Origin of the sequence: Pseudomonas sp. 31 R 17 (assembly GCF_900004915.1) — a bacterium.
Classification (GTDB): domain Bacteria; phylum Pseudomonadota; class Gammaproteobacteria; order Pseudomonadales; family Pseudomonadaceae; genus Aquipseudomonas; species Aquipseudomonas orientalis_A.
The window spans coordinates 98,671-106,906 of sequence record NZ_CVTN01000074.1 but is presented as its reverse complement, the minus strand read 5'-3'; the positions used below and the strand labels follow the sequence as shown (position 1 = coordinate 106,906).

Annotated in this window: 7 protein-coding genes and 1 pseudogene; 5 read left to right on the top strand and 3 right to left on the bottom strand. The window is 60.7% G+C overall.

Annotated features, from left to right (window positions below):
- Positions 1-141: 141 nt before the first annotated feature.
- Positions 142-246: pseudogene (locus tag BFP89_RS28660) on the top strand (shikimate dehydrogenase); the annotation flags it as partial.
- Positions 247-366: 120 nt separating this feature from the next.
- Here BFP89_RS28660 and BFP89_RS18715 read toward each other — a convergent pair.
- Positions 367-1,032: a TetR/AcrR family transcriptional regulator gene (locus tag BFP89_RS18715; protein ID WP_065886894.1), complete on the bottom strand. Its 666-nt coding sequence runs from the start codon at positions 1,030-1,032 to the stop codon at positions 367-369.
- Between the two features lie 75 nt (positions 1,033-1,107).
- Positions 1,108-3,009 (bottom strand): 3-dehydroshikimate dehydratase QuiC, encoded by a 1,902-nt coding sequence (quiC, locus tag BFP89_RS18710; RefSeq protein WP_065886893.1) that lies wholly within the window; start codon positions 3,007-3,009, stop codon positions 1,108-1,110.
- Between the two features lie 210 nt (positions 3,010-3,219).
- Here quiC and BFP89_RS18705 point away from each other — a divergent pair, with 210 nt between their 5' ends.
- Positions 3,220-4,554: an MFS transporter gene (locus tag BFP89_RS18705; protein WP_065886892.1), complete on the top strand. Its 1,335-nt coding sequence runs from the start codon at positions 3,220-3,222 to the stop codon at positions 4,552-4,554.
- On the opposite strand, the gene BFP89_RS18700 is transcribed toward BFP89_RS18705, so the two are convergent.
- On the bottom strand, positions 4,555-5,433 hold the full coding sequence (locus BFP89_RS18700; RefSeq protein ID WP_065886891.1) for a DMT family transporter: 879 nt from the start codon (positions 5,431-5,433) through the stop codon (positions 4,555-4,557).
- Between the two features lie 185 nt (positions 5,434-5,618).
- On the opposite strand from BFP89_RS18700, the gene BFP89_RS18695 reads away from it, so the two are divergent.
- Genes BFP89_RS18695 through BFP89_RS18685 form a run of 3 tightly spaced genes read left to right on the top strand, consistent with a single transcriptional unit; the run spans position 5,619 to position 7,956 of the window.
- Entirely contained in the window at positions 5,619-6,032 is a 414-nt protein-coding gene (locus tag BFP89_RS18695; RefSeq protein WP_065886890.1) for a lipoprotein, read from the top strand.
- Between the two features lie 55 nt (positions 6,033-6,087).
- Positions 6,088-6,981: a KPN_02809 family neutral zinc metallopeptidase gene (locus tag BFP89_RS18690; RefSeq protein WP_065886889.1), complete on the top strand. Its 894-nt coding sequence runs from the start codon at positions 6,088-6,090 to the stop codon at positions 6,979-6,981.
- The gene (locus BFP89_RS18685; protein WP_065886888.1) at positions 6,982-7,956 is read left to right on the top strand and encodes an alpha/beta hydrolase; all 975 of its coding nucleotides are present in this window, start codon (positions 6,982-6,984) and stop codon (positions 7,954-7,956) included.
- Positions 7,957-8,236 lie beyond the last annotated feature (280 nt).

Sequence of the window (8,236 nt, the reverse complement as noted above, 5' to 3'; positions counted from 1 at the left end):
TGAATAGCCAGCAGTAGAAACCGGAGCAAAATGTGGGAGGGGGCTTGCCCCCGATTGCAGTCTGTCAGTCAGGCATGTGTTGACTGATACACCGAAATCGGGGGCAAGCCCCCTCCCACATTGATTGCACTCAGCCCTGAAATGGCGGTGTTTCAGGCGGTGAAGGCGTTTGAGTTGTTCTGCGGCGCGGCGGCGGATGCAGACCGGATGCTGGCGCACTTCCAGAGCATGAATAGCCAGCAGTAGAAACCGGAGCAAAATGTGGGAGGGGGCTTGCCCCCGATTGCAGTCTGTCAGTCAGGCATGTGTTGACTGATACACCGCGATCGGGGGCAAGCCCCCTCCCACACTGGTCACTCGGTGAATTCAAGCTTGAAGGTAACGCAACACCGATTCGCAGATCATCGCGCGATGCCGCTGCTTGATCGCCTCATCCGACAGTTCGATCTGAAAAATCTCGCTGAACGTATGGCGGTTGGATACGCGGTAAAAACTGAATGAGTTGATCAACAGGTGGACGTCCAGCGGCTCCAATCCTTCACGAAACAGTCCCATCTCAGCGCCGCGACGCAAGGTCTCACCGAGACTCTCAAGGATTTTGCTGTTCATGTCCTTGATCGTACTGGTGCGTTTCACATACTCGGCGTTGTGGATATTTTCGATGCTGACGATGCGCACGAAATCCACGTTCTGGTCATGGTGGTCGAAGGTGAACTCCACCAGCCGGCGAATCGCTTCGCGCGGCTCCAGGGCCGTGAGGTTCATGCGGGTTTCGGTGTTGCGGATATCGCCGTAGAGCTTCTCCAACACCTCGACGTAGAGCTGTTCCTTGCTGCCGAAGTAGTAATAGATCATGCGCTTGGAGGTGTGGGTGCGCTCGGCAATGGCGTCCACGCGGGCGCCGGACAGGCCTTGCTGAACAAACTCGACAACGGCTTCCTGGAGAATATTCTCGCGGGTCTTTTCCGGATTGTTCTTGCGACTCTTGCGCGGTGCATCTGACACGGCAGAGAGGTCGGGAGTCAGGGTCATGGTGCGCTCACGGCGTTTTTATGCAGGCCCGATTATGGGCCGAGGCGCTCCCCGAAGGAAGCACCCCAACCGCCGTTATAAACGTGCCTGGCGCACCGCACCGCTGCGCGACTTGGCCATTGCCGCCAGACGCACGGCCACGTTGGCCGCGCCATAGCCGGCATAGCCGTTCTTGCGCTGGATGATCTCAAAGAAAAACCGGCCCTCGAAGGCTTCGGTGTAGACGTGAAACAGCTCACCGCCTTGGGTGTCACGGTCGTACAGCACGTTGTAGTACGCCAGTTCGCTGAGAAACTCATCGTCGAAATCAAAGCGCGCGGCCAAGTCGTCGTAGTAATTGAGCGGGATGTCCAACAACGGCACCCCAGCCTCCTTGGCCCGGCGCACTTCGGCGAAAATATCCGCGCAATCGAAAGCAATGTGGTGCACGCCCGAGCCGCGATAGCTCGATAACGCGTGGGAAATGGCAGTATTACGGTTCTCGGAAATATTCAGCGGCAGGCGGATCGAACTGCAGCGGCTGCGCAATGCGCGGCTTTTGACCAGGCCGTAGGGGTCGGGCAGCACCACTTCGTCGTCGGCTTCAAAATCCAGCAGGCTCTTGTAGAACAGCACCCAGCTGTCGAGGCTGTCGGCCGGCAGGGCCATGGCCATGTGGTCGATGCGCAGCAAGCCACCGCTGGCGGCAGTCGCAGGCTGCAGGTTGAAATCGGTGTCGTAGAGCCCGCCTTCGCTTTGGTCCACCAGGTAGATCAGGCTGCCATCCGGCGCACGCACGGCGGCCAGTTCCAGTTCGTTGGGCCCCACCAGTCCGCGATAGGGCTGGCCCTTGTAGGCCACCGCTCGCTCCAATGCCTTGGCGCTGTCTTTGACCCGCATCGCCATGGCGCACAACGACGGCCCATGGGCCTCGAAAAAGTTGTGGGCAAAGGAATAGGGCTCGCAATTGAGGATCAGGTTGATATCGCCCTGGCGCAACAGGCTCACATTCTTGGAGCGATGCTGGCCGGCCTTGGCGAAGCCCAGGCGCTCCAACCAGTGCGTGAGTTTGGCGCCAAGGCTTTCATCGACGGCAAATTCAAGGAATTCGATGCCGTCGTATTCGCTGGCCGCCGGCGTCTCAAACAGGATATCCAAGGGTGCGGCAGGTTGTTGTGCTGCCAGGCGCTGACGGGTTTTTTCTTCCAGGTACAGCAACGAGCGCAAACCATCCGCCGCGTTGGCCCGCGTCGGTGCGGCGCGAAAGCCGTCGTTGAAAATCTCCAGGGACAAAGGCCCGGTGTAGCCACTCTGGATAATGGGCGCAAGAAAACCTGCCAGATCGAATTCGCCCTGGCCGGGGAAGCAGCGGAAATGCCGGCTCCACTCGAGCACATCCATGGCCAGGATCGGCGCGTCGGCCATTTGTACGAAGAAGATTTTGTCGCCGGGGATCTCGGCGATGGCACTCGGATCGCCCTTGAGGGACAAGGTGTGGAAACTGTCGAGCAGCACGCCCAGGCTCGGGTGATTCACCTGGCGCACCAGGTTCCACACCTGTTGCCAGGTGTTCACATGCTTGCCCCACGCCAGCGCTTCGTAGCCGATTCTCAAGCCACGGCGGCCCGCGTGTTCGGCCAGCAGGCTGAGGTCGTCGAGCAGGATGCGTTCATCGCCCACGCAATCGGCCGAGGCGTTACTGCACACCAGCACCAGGTCGGTGCCCAGCTCCTGCATCAGGTCGAACTTGCGCTCGGCGCGTTCCAGGTTACGGGCCAGGCGGTCACGGCGGCAGCCTTCAAAGTCGCGGAACGGCTGGAACAAGGTGATGGCGATACCGAGGTCGGCGCACATCTGTCTAACTTCGCGCGGGCTGCCGTCGTAATACAATAGGTCGTTCTCGAAAATCTCAACGCCATCAAACCCGGCGGCGGCAATGGCTTCGAGCTTTTCCGGCAGGGTGCCGCTCAACGACACGGTAGCGATGGAACGTTGCATGGGTCACTCCCGGCAATTGTTGTTTATGGCAAATTATTCGCCCCCAGCCTACACGCGGCAATTAAAATGTACGAACCGGTTAGTTTTTGGTGCGATTATCGAACACTATGCCCCTTTGGCGAATTGACGACTTTTTAACCACTGCGCACCATCGACCTTGCACTAAGACCCAGATCTCACCATAAAAATTTCAAAAACGGGTACGACCTCATGCCTCTGCAAAATCCCGCCCTGGCCACGCGCCCCGGCACCCCGCACGCCGGCATCGGCGACAAGATCCGCGGCGCCCTGGCCGTGGGTAAAACCCGCTGGGGCATGCTGGCCCTGGTGTTCTTCGCCACCACCCTCAACTACATCGACCGCGCCGCCCTGGGCGTGATGCAACCGATTCTGGCCAAGGAAATGAGCTGGACGGCGATGGACTACGCCAACATCAACTTCTGGTTCCAGGTCGGCTACGCCATCGGCTTTGTGCTGCAGGGCCGGTTGATCGACCGGGTGGGCGTCAAGCGCGTGTTTTTCTGCGCTGTGCTGCTGTGGAGCCTGGCCACCGGTGCCCACGGCCTGGCGACCTCGGCCGTCGGGTTCATGGTCTGCCGGTTTATCCTCGGGCTCACCGAAGCGGCCAACTACCCTGCCTGTGTGAAAACCACGCGCCTTTGGTTCCCCGCCGGTGAACGCGCAGTGGCGACGGGCATTTTCAACGCCGGTACCAACGTCGGCGCCATGATGACGCCCATGCTGCTGCCGTTGATCCTGCACGTGTGGGGCTGGCAGGCGGCGTTCCTGTGCATGGCTTCGCTGGGCTTGATCTGGCTGGTGTTCTGGGGGCTGAAGTATTACAACCCTGAAGAGCACCCGACCGTCAAACAATCCGAATTGGACTACGTGCAACAGCACGCCGAGCCGGAACAACCTGGCGTACCGTTCAGCCGCATCCTGCGCATGCGCGGCACCTGGGCCTTTGCCATCGCCTACGCACTGACCGCGCCGGTGTTCTGGTTCTACCTGTATTGGCTGCCGCCGTTCCTGAACCAGCAGTACAACCTGGGCATCAACGTGACGCAGATGGGCATTCCGCTGATCATCATCTACCTCACCGCCGACTTCGGCAGTGTGGGTGGCGGCATCCTGTCGTCGTTCCTGATCGGGCGCGGGATGAACTCGATCAAGGCGCGGCTGCTGTCGATGCTGTTGTTCGCCTGCTGCATCGTCGGCGTGATCATGGCGGCCGGCTCCAGCCAGTTGTGGGTCGCGGTGTTCGCCATCTCCCTGGCCATCGGCGCGCACCAGGCCTGGACCGCCAACATCTGGAGCCTGGTGATGGACTACACGCCCAAGCACATGATGAGCACGGTGTTCGGTTTCGGCGGCATGTGCGCGGCCATCGGCGGCATGTTCATGACCCAGATCGTCGGCCACATCCTCACCGTGACCAACAACAACTACACCGTGTTGTTCACCCTGATCCCGGCGATGTATTTCATTGCGCTGACCTGGATGTACTTCATGGCGCCGCGCAAGATTCCGAAGGTCGACCTGTAATCAACGTCGCCGCTGCTGCCAGGCAGCGGCCAACCCGCTCATGCAGATCACCCCGATACCGACCACCGTGGTCATGTCGGGGGTATGGCTGAACACCAGCCAGCCCAACAAACCCGCAAACACGATCTGGCAATAGCCGAACGGCGCCAGCAAGGCCGGCGCCGCGAAGCGGAACGCCTGGGTGAGCATCAAGTGCGCGGTCATTCCGCAGGTGCCCAGCGCCAGCATCATCACGCCATGCCACAGGGTGGGTATCTGCCAGAAGAACGGCACCATCGCACTCATCACCAAAGTGTTGCACAGGCCGGCGAAAAAATTGCTGGTAGTGGGGCTGTCGTATTGGCTGAGAATGCGCGTGAGCAGTTGGTAGAAACAGAAGAACAGCGCCGAGCACAGCGGCAACAGCACCGCCGGTGTGAACAACTCACCGCCCGGATGGATGATGATCACCACGCCGACAAACCCACAGATCACCGCCAGCCATTGGCCACGTGTGACGTGCTCGCCGAGCAAGGGCACCGAGAGCGCCGTCACCAGGATCGGTGCGAGGAAGTTCACCGCCGTGGCTTCCGCCAACGGGATGTAATGCAGCGCCGTGGTGAAAAACAGGCTGGTGCCCAACAGGCACAACGCCCGTACCACCTGCATGCCCGGGCGTTTGCTGCGCAGCACGCGCAGGCCCGATTGCGGCAGGAAGATCCCCGCCATCAACAAGGTGTGCACCATGTAACGCGCCCACACCACCATCACGATCGGGTAAAACCCGGCCAGGTATTTGGACAAGGCGTCGTGGCTGGAGAACAGGAACGTCGCCAGCACAATCAGCAGGATGCCTTTGAAGGGATGGTTGACGCCGGAAAGCGGGGTACTGACAGTCATTGATTTCTCTTGTGTGGCGAGCGGAACGCGATAGCACTCAACCTAGTAATCTAGCAGCCGGGCCTGTGTCTGCCCCAAGAGCATAACCAAACACCGGGCGAACAGCGCACTAAATCAGCAGATTTGAGTCCAACGCTGCACGCACGCCCCGGCGTTGCACACTTTTTAATCAAGGCCCTGCCGATATGAAAAAAATCCTGTTTGCGCTGTCTGCCCTCGCCCTGCTCTCTGCCTGCGACAAGGCCCCCAAGGAAGCGCCAAAGCCTGCACCCGCCTCCGTGCAAGCAACCCTGGTGCCCGAGACCCCGCCCACCGATAAATGGGTGGGCAAGTGGATCGGCGTCGAAGGCCTGAACCTGAACATCGCCAAGGACGACAGCATCGGCCGCGGTCATTACATCCTGACCATGCAATATGGCCTGGATGCCGATGCTTCCGGCACGTTCAAGGGCCAGGCAACCGACGAAGGCATCGCCTTCACTCGCCCCGACGGCCCTCAGGTGCTGCGCGCCGGGGACGGTGCCGCCACGGGCCTGAAGTGGCTGGCAGATAAAAAAGACTGCCTGATTGTGGCTGCCGGCGAAGGCTATTGCCGCTAACTACGACCATACTCACTCCATATTTTTGCCGGACCGTTAACAAGAGGATTGCCCCATGCTATGGAAAAAAGGCCGACGCAGCGACAACGTGGTCGATGCCCGCGATGACAGCGGCGGCGGTGGCGGTGGTATGCGCTTCGGTGGCGGCAAGGGCCTGAGCCTGACCGCTATCGTGCTGATCGTCGGCATCGGCTGGCTCACCGGCCAAGACCCGATGCAGATCCTCGGCCAATTGACCGGCCAGATGGAGCAGGCGCCGTCGGTCAGCACGCAGCCACAGTCGCGCCAGGCGCCGCCGGCCAACGATGAGCAGGCCGACTTCGTGCGCGCCGTGCTGGGCGATACCGAAGACACCTGGGGCCAGGTATTCCAGGAAAACGGCCTGGCCTACAAGAACCCGAAACTGATCCTGTTCCGTGGCCGCGTGAACTCCGCCTGCGGGGGCGCCACCTCGGCCAGCGGCCCGTTCTATTGCCCGGCGGATCAGCAGGTGTACCTGGACCTGGATTTCTTCCGGGAAATGTCGCAACGCTTCCAGGCCGCCGGCGATTTCGCCCAGGCGTATGTGATCGCCCACGAAGTCGGGCATCACGTGCAAACGCTGCTCGGCATCTCGTCCAAGATCCAGGCTGCGCGCGAGCAAGGTCGCCCCATGCAAGGCGACGGTGGCCTGCTGGTACGCCAGGAACTGCAGGCCGACTGCTTTGCCGGCGTGTGGGCCAACCGCGCACAAAAACGCCTGAACTGGCTGGAGCCCGGCGATATCGAAGAAGCCCTGAACGCCGCCAATGCCATCGGCGACGACCGCCTGCAGCAACAGGGCCAGGGGCGCGTGATGCCGGACTCGTTTACCCACGGTACTTCGGCCCAGCGCGTACGCTGGTTCAAGACCGGCTTCGCCCAGGGGCAGATTGCCCAGTGCGATACCTTTAATGCCAAGAGTCTCTAAATGAATAAACGATTGGGGTTGCTGCTGGGTGTGTTGGTGTCCTGTTGCACCCTGGCGGCCGAACACGGCGTCAAGGTGGTCAGCCCCGATCGTTTTCATCTGGAAGCCGGCGACCTCAGCCTCGGCTTGAGCCAGGATTGGCGCCAGCCGTTGCCCAAGGTCACGCGTGCGCTGATCATCGTGCATGGCCGCCTGCGCAATGCGCAGACCTACCTGCAAAGTGGCATCGACGCCGCCAAGCATGCCGGGGTTCGCGGCAATACGCTGGTGATCGCGCCGCAGTTTCTCAATCAGTCGGATGTGAAGCGTAACCACCTGGGCGATCAGGTATTGCAGTGGAAGGGTAACGACTGGATGGCAGGCGACCCCTCGACGGGCCCCGGCCATATCAGTTCCTACGCCGCCCTCGACCAGATCATCAAGCACCTGGGCAACCGCACGCTGTTCCCGGCGCTGAAAGAAATCGTCATCGCCGGGCATTCAGGTGGTGGCCAAGTGGTACAACGCTTCGCCCTCACCGGCCACGATCACCCCTTGCTGCAAACCGAGGGCATCAGCCTGCGGTACGTGGTCGCCAACCCCTCGTCCTACGCCTACTTCAGCCCACAGCGGCCGGTGCCGTTCGACGCGGCCAGTTGCCCAGGTTTCAACGACTGGAAATATGGCATGCAAAACCTGCCGAATTACGTCGGCCACCAGGGTGCCCAGCAACTGGAGCAAACCTACGTGTCGCGCGACATCACCTACCTGCTGGGCCAGCAGGACACCGACCCCAACCATCCTGCACTGGATAAAAGCTGCGAAGCCGAAACCCAGGGCGCGTATCGGCTGATTCGCGGGCACAACTATGTTGACTACCTCAAGCAACGACATCCGCAGCTGGGTCACAGGCTGGTGGAAGTGCCAGGGGTTGGGCATGACGGAGACAAGATGTTCACCTCGCCGCAGGGGCAAAAGGTGTTGTTTCCACAATAATCACTGAAGAAACCGGATCAAACATGTGGGAGGGGGCTTGCCCCCGATGGCGGTATGTCAGCCAGCACCTGTTTAGCTGAAAGACCGCTATCGGGGGCAAGCCCCCTCCCACAGTTGATCGCTATTGCCTGGGCTGGATCATCTGGCGCAATAACGACGGGGACAGAAAGTGTTGTTCCCGCAATAACTGAAGAAACCGGATCAAACATGTGGGAGGGGGCTTGCCCCCGATGGCGGTATGTCAGCCAGCACCTGTTTAGCTGAAAGACCGCTATCGGGG